Annotated in this window: 8 protein-coding genes and 1 pseudogene; 5 read left to right on the forward strand and 4 right to left on the reverse strand. The window is 72.0% G+C overall.

The window, feature by feature from the left end:
• Both AB0D93_RS39840 and AB0D93_RS39845 read right to left on the reverse strand, forming a co-directional pair.
• A partial coding sequence (locus AB0D93_RS39840) for a beta-ketoacyl synthase N-terminal-like domain-containing protein (protein WP_362131106.1) occupies positions 1–4,764 on the reverse strand: 4,764 nt, incomplete at its 3' end.
• Complete coding sequence (locus AB0D93_RS39845) at positions 4,757–5,803, reverse strand: ketoacyl-ACP synthase III family protein (protein ID WP_362131109.1); 1,047 nt, start codon at positions 5,801–5,803, stop codon at positions 4,757–4,759. The genes AB0D93_RS39840 and AB0D93_RS39845, both read right to left, overlap by 8 nt.
• 702 nt (positions 5,804–6,505) lie before the next feature.
• On the opposite strand from AB0D93_RS39845, the gene AB0D93_RS39850 reads away from it, so the two are divergent.
• The 3 genes from AB0D93_RS39850 (at position 6,506) to AB0D93_RS39860 (ending at position 9,350) form a co-directional block, all read left to right on the forward strand.
• Positions 6,506–7,486, forward strand: a complete 981-nt coding sequence (locus AB0D93_RS39850; protein WP_362131112.1) for an ATP-binding protein — start codon at positions 6,506–6,508, stop codon at positions 7,484–7,486.
• Positions 7,479–8,150, forward strand: a complete 672-nt coding sequence (locus AB0D93_RS39855; protein WP_362131115.1) for a response regulator transcription factor — start codon at positions 7,479–7,481, stop codon at positions 8,148–8,150. The genes AB0D93_RS39850 and AB0D93_RS39855 overlap by 8 nt, the downstream gene beginning before the upstream one ends.
• A 186-nt stretch (positions 8,151–8,336) precedes the next feature.
• Positions 8,337–9,350, forward strand: a complete 1,014-nt coding sequence (locus tag AB0D93_RS39860) for an alpha/beta hydrolase (protein ID WP_362131118.1) — start codon at positions 8,337–8,339, stop codon at positions 9,348–9,350.
• 106 nt (positions 9,351–9,456) lie between these two features.
• On the opposite strand, the gene AB0D93_RS39865 is transcribed toward AB0D93_RS39860, so the two are convergent.
• Positions 9,457–10,404: a zinc-binding dehydrogenase gene (locus tag AB0D93_RS39865; protein ID WP_362131121.1), complete on the reverse strand. Its 948-nt coding sequence runs from the start codon at positions 10,402–10,404 to the stop codon at positions 9,457–9,459.
• 80 nt (positions 10,405–10,484) lie between these two features.
• On the reverse strand, positions 10,485–11,246 hold the full coding sequence (locus AB0D93_RS39870; RefSeq protein WP_362131124.1) for an alpha/beta fold hydrolase: 762 nt from the start codon (positions 11,244–11,246) through the stop codon (positions 10,485–10,487).
• A 312-nt stretch (positions 11,247–11,558) separates the two neighbouring features.
• Between AB0D93_RS39870 and AB0D93_RS39875 the strand changes: the two genes are divergently transcribed.
• Both AB0D93_RS39875 and AB0D93_RS39880 read left to right on the forward strand, forming a co-directional pair.
• Positions 11,559–12,026 carry a thioesterase family protein gene (locus AB0D93_RS39875; protein WP_362131127.1) on the forward strand — a complete coding sequence of 156 codons (468 nt, stop codon included), beginning with the start codon at positions 11,559–11,561 and terminating at the stop codon, positions 12,024–12,026.
• A 471-nt stretch (positions 12,027–12,497) separates the two neighbouring features.
• Positions 12,498–12,599, forward strand: a pseudogene (locus AB0D93_RS39880) (short-chain dehydrogenase); the annotation flags it as partial.
• Between the last annotated feature and the right edge of the window lie 155 nt (positions 12,600–12,754).

The raw sequence follows: 12,754 nt of genomic DNA on the forward strand, positions 1-12,754 counted from the left end.
CGCACCCACCACCACCGCACGCCGACCCAGCACCGCACGATGCACACCCAACGACACACCCACATCCGCCAGATCCACACCCCCACACCGCTCCAGGAACGCGGACAGCCGCTGGGCCTGGCCTCGCAGCCCTGATTCGTCCGCGCCGGAGAGGGGCCACAGGACGGGCACCGGTGCCGTGGTCGAGTCTTCGCGGGGAGGAGGGTTGCCGTCGACGGGCGACGGTGCGTCGGGTGCTTCTTCGAGGATGAGGTGGGCGTTGGTGCCGCTGATCCCGAAGGAGGACACAGCGGCCCGACGGGGACGCTCACCCCGCTCCCACGCCACCTCCTCCGTCAGCAGCCGCACCGCACCCGCTTCCCAGTCCACGTGCGGAGTGGGCTCATCCACGTGCAGGGTGCGCGGCAACACACCATGGCGCATCGCCTGCACCATCTTGATCACACCACCCACACCCGCGGCGGCCTGACTGTGCCCGATGTTCGACTTCAACGACCCCAGCCACAACGGACGCTCCCCGTCACGACCCTTGCCATACGTCGCCAGCAACGCCTGCGCCTCGATCGGATCACCCAGCCGCGTCCCCGTACCATGCGCCTCCATGGCGTCCACGTCGAGGTTCGTCAGGCCGGCGTCGGCGAGTGCCTGCTGGATGACGCGTTCCTGGGCGAGGCCGTTGGGGGCGGTCAGGCCGTTGGAGGCACCGTCCTGGTTGATGGCCGTACCGCGGACGACGGCCAGTACCCGGTGCCCGTGGCGTCGTGCCTCGGACAGGCGCTCGACCAGGACGAGGCCGACGCCCTCGGCCCAGCCGGTGCCGTCGGCCGACGCCGAGAAGGCCTTGCAGCGGCCGTCCGCCGACAGGCCCTGCTGTCGGGAGAACTCCACGAACATGCCGGGCGTGGCCATGACGGTGACACCGCCGGCCAGGGCCAGGTCGCACTCGCCGCGCCGCAGCGACTGCATCGCCAGGTGCAGAGCCACCAACGACGACGAGCACGCCGTGTCCACCGTCAACGCCGGACCCTCGAACCCGAACGAGTAGGCGAGCCGGCCGGAGATGACACTGGAGGCGTTGCCCGTCAGCAGATAGCCCTCCGAGCCCGCGGCCGTCTCGTGCAGCCGGGGTCCGTAGTCCATCGCGGTGGCGCCGATGAAGGTGCCGACGCGTCGGCCCCGCTGGGACGACGGGTCGATGCCGGCATGCTCGAAGGCCTCCCAGGCGGTCTCCAGCAGCAGCCGCTGCTGCGGGTCCATCGCGGTGGCCTCGCGCGGGCTGATCCCGAAGAAGCCGGCGTCGAACCCGGCCACGTCGGCGAGGAAACCACCGCGGCGGGTGCTGGACGCGGCACCGGCCCGCGACGGGTCCGTACCGAACAGCTCGTCGAGGTCCCAGCCCCGGTCCACGGGGAAGTCGCCGGTCGCGTCCGTCCCGTCGGCGACGATGCGCCACAGGTCGTCCGGGGTGGCGGCGCCGCCGGGGTAGCGGCAGGACATCGCCACGATGGCGATGGGCTCGTCGGTGAGGACGGCGGCCGTGCTCGACGCCGGGGCGGTGGGTGTGTCGGTCTGGCCCACCTCCGCCATGAGCCGGGTGACGAGTTCCCCCGGAGTCGGGTGGCTGAACAGCAGACCCGCGGGCAGACGCAGGCCGAGCTCCTCGTTGAGGCTGTCGCGCAACTCGACCGCGAGCAGCGAGTCGAAGCCCAGCTCCTTGAAGGTGGTGGTCAGTTCGATGACGGCGTCGGCGGAGTCCGTGGCGTCGTGGCCGAGCACGGCCGCGGCGTGGGCGCGGACGAGGTCGGTCAGCTGCTGCTCGAGCTCGCGGGCGTCGCGGGCGGACAGCCGGGCGGGGTTCGGGATCGCCGGCGCCGCTGTGTCGTCGTCGGCGTGGCCTGTGTCCGGGAGCCGGGTGGTGGCCCGGGCCGCCCGGTCGTCGGCCGCGTCGGCGTCCAGTGCGGCGTCGTGGGTGTCCTCCGTGCCGGGCACGGGTGCGGTGAGGGCGGCTTCGCTCCAGTACCGCTTGCGCTGGAAGGCGTACGTGGGCAGGTCGACCGGGGTCGCGTCGTCGCCGAGGACGGTGGGCCAGTCGACGGTGACGCCGTGGGTGTGCAGTGCGGCGGCGGCCCTGAGGGCCGCGGTCGGCTCGTCGCCGTCGCGCAGGGCGGCCAGCAGCAGGGCGTCGGCGCCGTCGAGGCACTCGGCGCCCATGGCGGTGAGGACGCCGCCCGGTCCGATCTCCAGATAGGTGCGCACTCCGCTGTCGTGCAGGGACCGTACGGCCGCGGCGAACCGGACCGTTCCCGCGACGTGCCGGACCCAGTACTCGGGGCTCTGCAGTTCCTCGGCACGGACCGGTTCCCCGGTGACGGTCGAGACGATGCTCAGCTGCGGCGCGTGATAGGTGAGGCTCTCGGCGACGGTCCGGAAGTCGTCCAGCATCGGCGCCATCAGCGGCGAGTGGAAGGCGTGACTCACCTTCAGCCTGCGGGTCTTGCGGCCGAGCTCGCGGAAGTGGTCGGCGATCTCCTGGGCGTCGGGCTCGGCGCCGGAGACGACGGTGGCGTCCGGGGCGTTGACGGCGGCGAGTCCGACGGCGTGTTCGCGACCCGCGAGCAGCGGGAGCACCTCGGTCTCGGACGCCTCCAGGGCGATCATGGCTCCGCCCGTCGGCAGGTTCTGCATGAGCCTGCCGCGGGCGGCGATCAGGGCGGCGGCGTCGGCGAGGGAGAGGACCCCGGCGACGTGGGCGGCGGCGACCTCCCCGATGGAGTGTCCGGCGACGGCGTCCGGGCGGATGCCCCAGGACGTGAAGAGGCGGTGCAGGGCCACCTCGACGGCGAACAGCGCGGGTTGGGTGTAGCGGGTCTCGTGGAGCAGTTCCGCGTCCGGGCCGGAGTCGGCGGCGGCCCAGACGACCGCGCGCAGCGAACGGCCGACGCGGGCGTCGAGTTCCGCGCACACGGCGTCGAACGCCTCCGCGTAGGCGGGGAATGCCTCGTACAGGCCCCGGCCCATGCCGAGGCGCTGGCTGCCCTGCCCGGTGAACAGGAAGGCCAGGCGGCCGTCGCTCTCCCGTCCCTTGGTCACGGCCGCCGTGCGCCGGCCGTGCGCCAGGGCGGTGAGCCCGGCGATCAGCGCGTCACGGCTGTCGGCCACGACCGCGGCCCGGTGCGGGAAGTGGGTGCGGGTGGTGGCGAGCGAGTGGGCGATGTCCCTGGGGGCGGCGGACGTGTCCGCCGCGAGCAGGTCGAGCAGCCGCTCGCCCTGGGCGCGCAGGGCCGCCTCGGTCTTGGCGGACAGCAGCCAGGGCACGGCGGCGGGACGTGGGGCGGGCGCCGGCCGCTCCGCCGTGGGCCGCGGGTCCGGGGTGCCGTCGGCCGCGTCGCCGTGCGGTGCCTCGGCGAGGACCAGGTGGGCGTTGGTACCGCCCATGCCGAAGGAGCTGACGCCGGCGAGGAGCCGGCGCTCGGGGTGGGGCCAGGGGCCGAGTTCGCGCTGGACGTGCAGGCCCAGGTCCGCGAGCGGGATGGCGGGGTTGGGGCGCTCGTGGTTGAGGCTCGCCGGGAGGGCGCGGTGAGCGATGCTCAGGCCCGCCTTCAGCAGTCCGACGATGCCGGCCGCGCCCTCCAGGTGCCCGACGTTGGTCTTGGCGGAGCCGACGCGGACGGGTTCGCCGGCGGGGCGTCGTGCGCCCAGGGCGGCGCCGAGGGCGGCCGCCTCGATGGGGTCGCCGACCTTGGTGCCGGTGCCGTGCAGTTCCACGTACTGGATGTGCGCCGGGTCGACGCCGGCGTCCCGGTGGGCGAGCCGGATCACCTCCTGCTGCGCCCGTTCGCTGGGGACGGTGAGGCCGGGGCCGGCGCCGTCGCTGTTGACGGCGCCGCCCAGAATGATCCAGTGGACGCGGTCGCCGTCGGCGAGCGCGCGGGAGTACGGCTTGAGCAGCAGGGCACCGCCGCCCTCTCCGCGGACGTAACCGTTGGCTCGCTCGTCGAAGGTGTAGCAGCGGCCGTCGGGGGAGAGGCCGCCGAACTTCTCCGTGCCGAGTGTGGTCTCCGCGAGGAGGTTCAGGCTCACTCCGCCCGCGATGGCGAGTTCGGACTCGCCGCGGGCGAGGGACTCGCAGGCCGTCCGGACGGCGACGAGCGCGGAGGACTGCGCGGTGTCGACGGTGAGGCTGGGGCCGCGCAGGTCGAGGAAGTAGGAGACGCGGTTGGCGATGATGCCGCGGTGGGTTCCGGTGACGGTGTGCTGGGTGATGCCGTTCGTGCCGGCCCGCTGGAGGAGGCGGGCGTAGTCGTCGGCGATCGCCCCGACGAAGACACCGGTCCTGGTGCCGCGCAGTTCGTCGGGGACGATACGGGCGTCTTCGAGCGCTTCCCAGCTCAGCTCCAGCATCAGCCGTTGCTGCGGGTCCATCGTCGCGGCCTCGCGCGGGCTGATGCCGAAGAACTGGGCGTCGAACCGGTCGACGTCCTCGATGAACCCGCCGTACGGTGCCCGCAGCGCGACCTGGGGTGTCCAGCGCTCGGGCGGTGCCTCGGTGATCGCGTCCTCGCCGCGCTCCAGCAGGTTCCAGAAACTCTGCGGGTCGGGTGCGCCGGGCAGCCGGCAGGCGATGCCGACGACGGCGACGGGTTCGTGGGAGGCCGCGGGAGGGGCGGACGCGGGTTCGGGGGTGTGCGTGGCGGGCTGGGGGGTGGTGTTCATCGTGGCCTTCGTGCGCTGGGAGGTCTGGTCCGTGTGGTGGGGCTCAGCCATGGCTCTTCTCCGGTGCCTGGAAGGCCGCGCACGACCACGTGTATCCGGCGCCACCGCCGACCACGAGGGCGATCTCTCCGGGCGCGAGGATGCCCGAGTCGATGATGTCGGCGAGGTTGGCGATGAAGTCCCCCGCGCCCAGGTGACCGGTGCGACGGCCGAGGAAGAGGGGTTCGGCCTTGAGGACGTCTTCGATCACAGGCAGGTACATGAGGTTGTAGACGGAGTCGCCCGCGCGGGGCAGCGCGACGCACCGGATGCGGGGGTCGGCGGGTGCCACGTCCGCCAGGCGCAGGCTCTCCAGGAGGACGTGCCGTACGTTGACGAGGCCCAGTTCCTTGAGCGTCACCATGCCGCCCATCTCCAGGAACGCCTTCTTCGGGCGTCGTACGTCGATGGGCCGGCTGTGGGTGAGCGGCGCGGCGCTGAACTCGTCGCGGCCGCGGAAGAAGTTCTCCGTCTCGGGCGCGGCCGAGGTCGCGAACGACAGCATGTGCAGCAGGTCGCCGTCGCCGTCCCGGCGGCCGAGGACGAGGGCGGTGCCGCCGTCGCCGTACACGACGTCGTAGTCGCCGGCCCACCGGTCGAACCCGGGGAGGGCGAAGCGGTCGCCGGTGGTGACCATCGCGGAGTCGGTCCCGGCGTCGGCCAGGAGCCGGACGGCGGCGAGTTGCAGGCCCAGCGCTCCGCCGTTGGACATGTGCTGGAGTCCGAAGGGGAGGGTGCGGCGGAGGCCCGCCTCGTGCGCCACGTAGTGGGCGGGGGCCCAGAAGTCATGGCCCTGGTGGTAGATCCAGGCGTGGGCGAGCAGGTCCACCCGGTTCGGGTCCCATGCCGCCTGCTCCAGTGCGCGCCGGGCCGCGCGGGCCGCGAGCTGCGGTCCGGCGAGGTCCCGGGAGACGGGCAGCTCGGTCACGCCGACGCGGTGCTCGTGTTCGGGTTCGAGGCGACCGTCGGCGATCACTTCGGTGACCGTCTCGCGGGTCTCGGGCAGCCATGTCGCGGCCGCCTTGATGCTCAGCGCGTCACCCAGCCTCATCCTGGATTCCCCCTCATCTCAGGCACGATTGCCAAACTGCGGCAACGGTAGGCAGGCGGGACTTGGGGAAAATAGGCAACCAAAGGGGTAGCCGGCCGTGTGTTCCTTTAGTGATAGGCGGCTACCTCCAGGCCCTGCTCCATGCCAGGGGTGGGTGGCATGTCGACGGCGACGGGCGCCCGCTTCGAGGGCGCTGTCCCGGGGTCCGATCCGGTTCCGCGCCGGGAGCAGGTGTCGGCCGCAACCGTGGGACTTGGGACGCGCCGCCGGAGGCCGGGATCCGAATTGGCGTCCGCCACCCAGGACTTGGTTGTCCGGTAAACCACCGTCGAGAACGGCGTCCCATGTGACGGCCGTGTTTCGGGTTTCTCGCCGCGTCTCCCGGCCAGGCTCACGGTCCTGCTCGGCGCACCTCCACGACCAGCGTCGGGTGACACACCGTGAAGGCTCCGCCACGCAGTGCGCAAGTGCTGTTTTTTGCCATGTTTGTACGGACCCTCCGTCTGCGCGTCACTACCACTTGGTAACCTGCAACCCATTGAGAGTGGCCATGGATCAGGGGGAATTGTGGCCGTCAACAAAAAAATAGACATAGCCGACGTTCGGGAAGGCGGATCTGGCACGGCACTTGATGCCCTGACAGCACGTCGGCCGGAAATTGCCAAGCGATTCAGGTCCCTGTTGCGCCAGCGTGGTAATGCGGTGCTGCACCACCCGTCGGGGAAGCGGTTCTCCGACCTGCAGGCCGTACTCGTGCTCGACGACTGCGCGCAGACACTGCGCACCGGGCAGGCCATCTCCGTCGAGGAGGCGGAGACTTCGGCGCGGCGGACCGTGGACCAGCGCATCGGTCTCCTCGTCGACCAGCCCGCGATGGCCGAGGCGTCCGCGCTCCTCTTCGAGACGGTCGCCATCGCACTGCGCGAGGTCATCGGCACCGACAGCGACTCCGCGACACTGCGCGGAGAGGCGCTGCTCACGCTCTACCGCAGCGTGCACGCGCGGTGGCAGCTGCACACCCGGCAGCACGCGTCCCTGCTGGAAGCCGTGGAGAAGGCCGCGGAGGCGAAACGACACACCCTGGCGCGTGACGTCCACGACCGGGTGGGCAACAACATCAGCCTGGCCATGCGCCAACTGGAGTTGTACGCCCTGTCGTTCCCGGAGGAACCGACGCAGGACCAGCGCACCGTGCTGAGCGCCCGGGACACCCTGGTCGGCACGCTGCTGCAACTGCGTGAACTCATCACCTGGCTGCACGACCCGAGCACGGACGGCACTCTGCGCGCCGGACTCGAGGCCTTCGTCGAAGCCATGCAGATGCCCGACGTCCAACTGGACGTCGAGGTCGACGGGGACGAGTCGCCGGTGAGTCCCAAGATCCTGGACGAACTCTTCCTCGTCCTGCGCGAATGTCTGCTCAACGCCCTCGTCCACGCCCGGGCCGGCAGGCTGACGGTGCGCGTCGCCTTCGCCGACAACGAGGCCCGGGCCTCCGTCGAGGACGACGGCATCGGCTTCGACGTGCACGAGGCGAGCCTCGCCCGTCACGGCCACGGGCTGATCTCCATGGGCGAGCGGGTCACCCAGCTCGGCGGCAGTTTCCAGCTCACCAGCCGCCCGGGGTACGGCACCCGTGCCTCGCTGTGGATTCCCCTGCCGGGAGCCGCCGACGATGAGTGAGCGCATTCGCATCCTGGTGGCGGACGATCACACCATCCTGCGCCACGCCCTGTGCGACTCGCTGCGCAGGGAGCCCGACCTCGAAGTGGTGGCCGAGGCCGGGGACGGCAGGTCGGCAGTGGAGCTGGCCGTGGAACACCGTCCCGACGTGGCGATCCTGGACGTGGAGATGCCGGGCCAGACCGTGCTGGACACGGTCGCCCAGCTCAACGAGTGCGCCCCCGGAACCCAGACGATCATCCTGACCATGTACGACGCCCCCGACCTCGTCCAGTCCTTCCTGGACCTCGGGGTCAGCGGTTACCTGCACAAGAGCGCGGCCCGCGGCACGCTGATCTCGGCGATCCGCGCCACCCGAGGCGGTGATCAGCAGGTCACGATGTCGGTCTCCCGGCAGAGCCTCCAGGTCACCCGGGGCAGGCCGCTCGGCCCGGGTGTTCTGTCCGCGCGGGAGACCGAGGTGCTCGCCCATGTCGCGGCGGCCCGCAGCAACCGTCAGATCGCCAAGGCCATGGGGATCGCCGAAGGCACGGTGAAGCGCCATCTGCGGAACATCTTCGACAAGTTGCAGGCGGTCTCCCGGATCGACGCCGTGAACAAGGCCGTCACCGCCTCTCTCCTTCCCACGACGAACCGGCCGTTCGACACGGAGAGGTCGGCATAGCCGCTCGCCCCGTCCTTTTCCCGGCCATCCGGGCTCCATTGTCCCGGCCGACGGTTTCCCCCGTCGGCCGGGGCCGTCGGAGCCCTCTTCGCTTCCTGACGTGAATTCGACTGTTTCGCCGTGCAGTTACCGCCGCCCTTGTTACTATTCCGGCGCCAATTCGCTTGACCTGAGGGATCCCCCATCTTGAATATTCACGGCGACCTTTCCGCGGTGTTCGCGGATCTTCCCCCCATTGACTGGTTCTCCGACATCAAGGGCACGCGCGTGGCGACCCGGGAGTTGCTGGCGGCGAACCGGCCCCCCGCGGATCCCCGTATCGAGGTGCGCGACACGTCCTTCGTCGGCCCGGACGGCACGCGTGTTCCGCTGCGGATCTACACCCCGACCGACGCCGAAGGCGCGATCCCCGGTGTGCTCTACTGTCACGGCGGTGCGTTCGTCACGGGTGACCTGGACACGGGCGACAGCAACTGCCGGGAGATCTGCCTGGGCGGCGGCGCGGTCGTGGTCTCCGTGGAGTACCGTCTCGCCCCCGAACACCCCTTCCCCGCAGGCCTCGACGACTGTTGCGCCGCCCTGCGGTGGCTCGCCGACAACGCCGCCGTCCTCGGCGTCGACCCCGCGCGTCTCGGCGTCAGCGGGCGTTCCGCGGGCGGTTGCCTGGCCGCCGGCGTGGCCCTGCGGGCCCGCGACGAGGGCGGCCCCGCGCTGATCCACCAGCTGCTCCTGGTGCCGGTCCTCGACGACCGCTGCCGGACCCCGTCGACCCACGCCATGACGGACCACCGGGCGCTCAACCGCGCCACCGTGCTGGAAATGTGGCGGACCTACCTGGGCTTCGACGGACCGGCGCCGACCCCCGGCGCGGCACCCGCACGTGCCGAGGACCTGGCCGGCCTTCCGCCCGCCTACATTCTCGTGGCCGAAAGCGACCCCTTGCGTGACGAAGGGCTCGATTACGGCCGCCGGCTGGTCGAGGCGGGTGTCAGTACGGAACTGCACATGGTGCCGGGCGCGTTCCACCTCTTCGAGGCCTACGCACCGGACAGCGGGCTGACCCGGCGTACGACCCGGCACTGGATGAGCGCGCTGCACTCGGCGCTGCACCGGCCCGCCCCGACCGCCGCGTCCCCGACCGCCGCGTCCTCGGCCGGCGCGGGTGCCTCCGACGGGGCCGGAGCCTCCGGCCCCGCGTGAGCGGTGCGGCGGCCCGACGTGCGCAAGGCCCGCCGAAACGCAGGGAGGCAGGCACGCAGAGACGCAGGGACACCGTACGAAGGGGCCCGGCTCCACGGTCCCGGGCTCACGGGCGCAGGATCAGCTTGCCCTTCGTGCGCCGGGCTAGCAGGTCCTCGTGGGCGTCACGGGCGCGTGTGAGGTCGTACTCCGCGCCGACCAGCGGGCGCAGGCGGCGCCGCGCGGTGAGACCGAGCAGCTCCGAGAGCGCGGCGCCACCGGCCCCGTCCCGGGCGAGCAGGGGGACGAGCCAGAAACCGGCGACGGTGCGGTTCTGCAGCGCGAGGCGGCCGGGTTCGATGGCTCTGGCGGCCTGGCCGGACGAGGCGCCGTAGGTGACCAGGCGCCCGAGTGACCCGAGGGTGTCCAGGGCGGCGTCGAGGACCGGGCCGCCGATGCCGTCGAGCACGATGTCGACCGGCCGTCCGTGGTTGGCGGCGAGGACCCGGTCCCGATAGCCGACGGCGGCGCCGTCGACCGCGGCGTCCGCGCCCAGTTCCAGGGCGAGGGCGCGCTTGTCCTCGCAGGACGCCGTGTCGATGACGCGCCCCGCCCCGGACAGCCGGGCCAGCTGGAGCGCGAGGCTGCCGGTTCCGCCCGCCGCGGCATGCACCACCACGCTCTCGCCGGGCCGCACCCGGGCGACCGTGCGCAGCAGGTGCCATGCCGTCAGCCCCTGCACGAGCAACGCCAGCGCCTCGCCGTCGCTCACTCCCTCGGGCACCGCCGCCAGGTCGCGGTCGGCGACGACGGCCTTCTCGGCGTAGCCGCCCTGCCGGACGTACCCGAGGACCCGTCGGCCGTCCGCCATCCGGCCGGCGACCTCCAGGCCGGGGATGTACGGCAGCGGAGCCTCGGGCGCGTACGGGCCGTCGGTGTGCTCGCCCGCGATCTGCTTGACGTCGCCGAAGTGACGCCCGCGGCGGTCACCTCCACCAGGCTCTCGCCCGGCCCGGCCACCGGGTCCGGCACCTCGGCCGGTGCCAGTGCCCGCGGACCGCCGAACCGTTCGCACCGCATGGCACGCACGAACGCCCCTCCTTCACGGTCCTGTGCGATGACGTCCGCCCGGAGGCCGGCAGCCTCGGCGGCGGGCTACGCGCCGGTGGTGGACAGAAGCGGTACGGAGATCTCCCGGGCGACGGCCTCGATGTGATGGTTGAGGTAGAAGTGCCCGCCGTCGTAGACCCTGAGGGCGAAGGTCCCGGTGGTGTGGTCCGCCCACGCACGGGCCTCCTCCACCGTCACCCTGGAGTCGTCGTCGCCGATGAGGGCGGTGACCGGGCAGCTGAGACCGGGACCGGGGACATAGCGGTAGGTCTCGGCGGCCTTGTAGTCGTTGCGGATCGCCGGCAGGACCATGCTCAGCACCTCGGGGTCCGCGAGCAGTTGGGAGTCGGTGCCGCTGAGCCGCTGGACCTCGCGGACCAGTTCGGCGTCGCCGCGCAGGTGCAGGGACTCCTCCCGGTGCCGGGACGGTGCCCGCCGCGCGGAGGCGAACAGGGCGGCCGGGGTGATGCCGTGCTCGTGCTCCAGGAGCCGGGCGACCTCGAAGGCGAGCGAGGCGCCCATGCTGTGCCCGAAGAGGGCCAGCGGACGGTCGGTCCACGGCAGCAGCCGGGGCACGAGCTGCCGGGCCAGCTCGGGCAGGGAGTCGACGCAGGGCTCCCGGTGGCGGTCCTGGCGGCCGGGGTACTGGACGGCCAGCGCTTCGACGGCGGGGGCGAGCGCCGCCGAGAGCGGGAAGTAGTAGGTGGCCCCGCCGCCGGCGTGCGGCAGGCAGACCAGGCGGGTCCGGGCCTCGGGGGCCGGGTGGTAGCGCCGTACCCACAGACCGTTGTCATCGGTGGCGTTCATCTGCCGCTGCTCCTTGGCTGCTTCGCTCGCTCGGACTGCTCGGGTTCGACCGGGTGGCATCGCGGGCGGCGGGATCGACCGGCCCGGCCGCGCCGTGGAGTGTACATTCCGTGCGGTCCTTGCACGTTACATTCATGTGTCGCCACCGTTGTCGTCCGTGTCCCGGTCTGCGCATTCCCGTTGCCCCGTCCGCGGAAATGGCAGCTTGCTGACTCGCGGCGGGGATCGGTCCCGGACTCCCCCTACGCTCACCGCGAGGTGCTCCCCCGTAGGGCAGAGCCCCGACCACGCGACGGAAGTGATACGGGAACCGTGCACACGACGACTGCTGATGACGCGACAGCCATGTTCACGCGGGAGAAGCGCATCTGGTTCCACCACTGCGACCCGGCCGGAATCGTGTTCTATCCGCAGTATCTGCTGCTGATGAACGAGGTTCTCCAGGAATGGTTCGAAAGCGGATTGCGGACCGACTACGCGGGGCTCTTCGCCGAGCGGCGGCTCGGCATTCCCACGGCGCGACTCGAGTGCGACTTCCACGCGCCGAGCAGGCTGGGCGACAGGGTGCGGTTCGCCCTCTGCCTGAACCGGATCGGGAACAGTTCGTTCCATCTCCATTTCTCGGGCACCGGAGCCGATCCGGCTGACGTACGCGTGCGGATCAAGGCCGTTCTGGTGTGCATCTCGCTCGATTCGCACCGCCCGGTCCCGATTCCCGGCGACATCCGTGACGAGATGCAGCGGTGGCTGGTCCCCGCGGCCGCCGCGGCGACGACGTGACCGTCGAAGGACGAGAGCGAGAGATGGCAGACGAACTGGTGCTCACCGACGAGGTGGGGGCGGGCAACTTCTTCCGTGCCGCTGCCGCCGCCCACCGGACCGCCGGCACTCCTCCGTCAGGTGCCGGAGGTCTTCGACTGCCCCCTGGTGCGCGCCGAGGCCACCGCCACGGCACCGCGGCAACTCGTCCTCACCGTCGACCGACCCTCGGCCGCCACCGACCTGGAGGAGCTGCGCGCGCGGATCAACACCACGCTCGCCGCGGCCCGGTTCCGCTGGTCGACCGGCTCGTGGCCAAGGAGCCGGACGAACACACCGGCATCACCGGAAAGGCCCTCAAGCGCAGCATGCGGTGCGCCTACCAGGGCGCGTGACACCCCCCTATAGCCACCCGGGCGCGCCGGAATCCCCCGTCGGCGTGCCCGGGTCACTCACTCCGGCACATCAGTTGAGGAACCAGCCACGATGTCGGAGGACGTGGCCGACCTGGTGGCCTTCCTCGTGTCGGACCGGGCCCGGCGCGTCACCGGCGCCGGTTATGTGATCGACGCGGGCGCGCTGCCACAGGTGTGAGCGCTCGACGCCCGCCTGCCGGGTGATCGTCCGGGCCGGTGTCGTACGGCACCGGCCCGGGCGGCGTCCAGGGGCGGCGTGTCACACCCGGGCCGTATCCGGCCGGCGCCGGCGAGCCGGAGCAGTGCTGCCCGCCGACGCGGCCGGTGCCGGAA

This window comes from Streptomyces sp. NPDC048191 (assembly GCF_040652655.1).
GTDB lineage: Bacteria > Actinomycetota > Actinomycetes > Streptomycetales > Streptomycetaceae > Streptomyces.

Coding starts and splice junctions, on each gene's coding strand:
- AB0D93_RS39870 (WP_362131124.1), bottom strand. CDS start 11,246: ATGAACGCCACCGATGACAACGGTCTGTGGGTACGGCGCTACCACCCG.
- AB0D93_RS39845 (WP_362131109.1), bottom strand. CDS start 5,803: ATGAGGCTGGGTGACGCGCTGAGCATCAAGGCGGCCGCGACATGGCTG.
- AB0D93_RS39855 (WP_362131115.1), top strand. CDS start 7,479: ATGAGTGAGCGCATTCGCATCCTGGTGGCGGACGATCACACCATCCTG.